2 protein-coding genes are annotated in these 1,831 nt (G+C 65.2%); both read right to left on the reverse strand.

Features of this window, described 5'->3' with window-relative positions; genetic code table 11:
- Nucleotides 1-1,434: hypothetical protein (locus tag ABY403_RS16150; protein ID WP_372841834.1), on the reverse strand; the 1,434-nt coding region annotated here is incomplete at its 3' end.
- A 4-nt stretch (nucleotides 1,435-1,438) separates the two neighbouring features.
- A partial coding sequence (locus ABY403_RS16155; protein ID WP_372841835.1) for a hypothetical protein occupies nucleotides 1,439-1,831 on the reverse strand: 393 nt, incomplete at its 5' end.

Below are 1,831 nucleotides of genomic sequence, written 5' to 3' on the forward strand. Positions count from 1 at the left end.
CTCTAGCGCGGGGTTGGTCGAAAGATCGAACCGCCGCGCCCAGTCCGGGCCTGCCGATGGGTCGTAGCAAAAGGTTGGGAACGCGCGCGACTCGGTCGCCGCCGCCGCCAGCAGATAGGGGGCAACGCCCTCTACCGTTGGGGTGGCACCTGAATAGACGCAGAACATCGCCGGTCCGTGGTAGCGCATTCCGCGCACCAGCGCGTCGCGCATCCGGTAAAGATGCGCCGAGGAAACCTGCATCGCAAAGGCGTTGTTGGTGCCCATCGCCATCGCCGCCAGCCGCGCCGAGCCGCCGCCAAAGGCGCGCCGCGAAGGTTCGGGCGAGGTTGCGCCCAGAATGTCGTCGGTCTGCACCAACACCTTGATCGGCAGGCCCGAGGCCAGCGCCTCGAAGGCGCGCACGGTTTCGGCCGTGTCATCTTCGCCGTCGCGCAACAGCACGAGCGCGGCGGGCAAAAGCGCCATTTGCTCGGCCGTCAGATCGCTTTCGTCGAAGGCGTCAAGCACCGGGTCGTGCTGGGCGGGGCGATATTTGCCATCGACCTCCAGTTCGGCGGTCGTCAGCGCCTTCACGAACTCGACCACCGCAGGCAGCCGCCGCCGATAGGCGTCAATCGCTTCGGCGCAGCTTTCGAATACATAGACATGCGGTTCTGGCTGGCCGGGCAGCAATTCCGAACCGCGCACCGGGGCGTAGAAACGTTGGCCGCCAAGCACGCTCAGCACCCAGCCGATCCGGCGCACACGGTCTTCGGGCAACCGGTCCACAGGTCGCGCGCGGTGCAAGATGTCCGACAGCGCGCCAAAGTCGATCGCGGCGCTATCAGCCTTGCCAACCGCCGCTTGCAGCGCCTTGGGCCCATGCGCCTCGTCCGATTTCATGTAATCGGCCTTGAGGATGTCTGAAAGCCGCAGGATCAGCCCATCGACCTTCTTGCGAAACGCGAGCCCCTTTTCGCTGTGCACCGCATTCCAGACGTGGGTCAATGTGCTCTTGGGGGTTTCGGCATCGCAACCGATCACCCGGCCCCGGCCTTTCAGCCGGGCAAAGGCGCGGTCGAAGTTGGCGTCCATCGGCCCAAAGGGGGCTTCGCCATGTTTGGTCAATTGCGCCGTTGCTGTGCTGCGCCACAGATCGGCAAGCTGGCCGGTTTCGCCCGCAGCAACGCGCGCGCGCATCTCGGCCTCTAGCTTCAGCACCTGCTGGCGCTGCGCCTCGCCCAAGGGGCCGGGTTCGGAGGCGGCGGCCAGCGCCTCGTCGATCAGCCGCATCAGCGGGCGCAGTAGCGCGCCGCCCTTGTCATCCTCCAACAGCACCATCGGATAGTCGTAGCGCAACTGCTCTAGCGCATCGTAGCGTGCGAAAAGGGCAGGGCGCAAAGGGGCCAAGGCGGGCTTTGGCGCAGAGGCGGGCATTTTCTGGTGTTGCATGGTCTTACTCCGCTGCCATCGGCTCGGCCCCGTCGGGCCAGATCGTGACCTTGTCAAACTCCTCGCGCAGCACGGTTTCCACCAGCGCCGGCGTTGAAGGCCGCTCGCCCTTGCGCAATTCGTCATAGGTGGGCACTGACGGATCGTTGTAGATGATGCCGACCGGGATTTCCTCGGCGATTGCCGCGATTTCCAGCGCGCGCCCCATGTTCAGCGGGTCGTGCGTTTCTTGGTTCTTGTACACGCGCGAGACTTCGGGCGTCAGCCGCAGGCCGTTGCCGTGGGTCAGGATGCGCATCTTCGAGGGGTCGCGCACAAAGGCGTCGAAACGATGTTCCATGAACTCTGGGCAACGTTGCAGCACGCGCACGAACGACAGGCCCTTGTGGTGATAGGC

Origin of the sequence: Phaeovulum sp., assembly GCF_041596715.1 — a bacterium.
Classification (GTDB): Bacteria; Pseudomonadota; Alphaproteobacteria; order Rhodobacterales; family Rhodobacteraceae; genus UBA6213.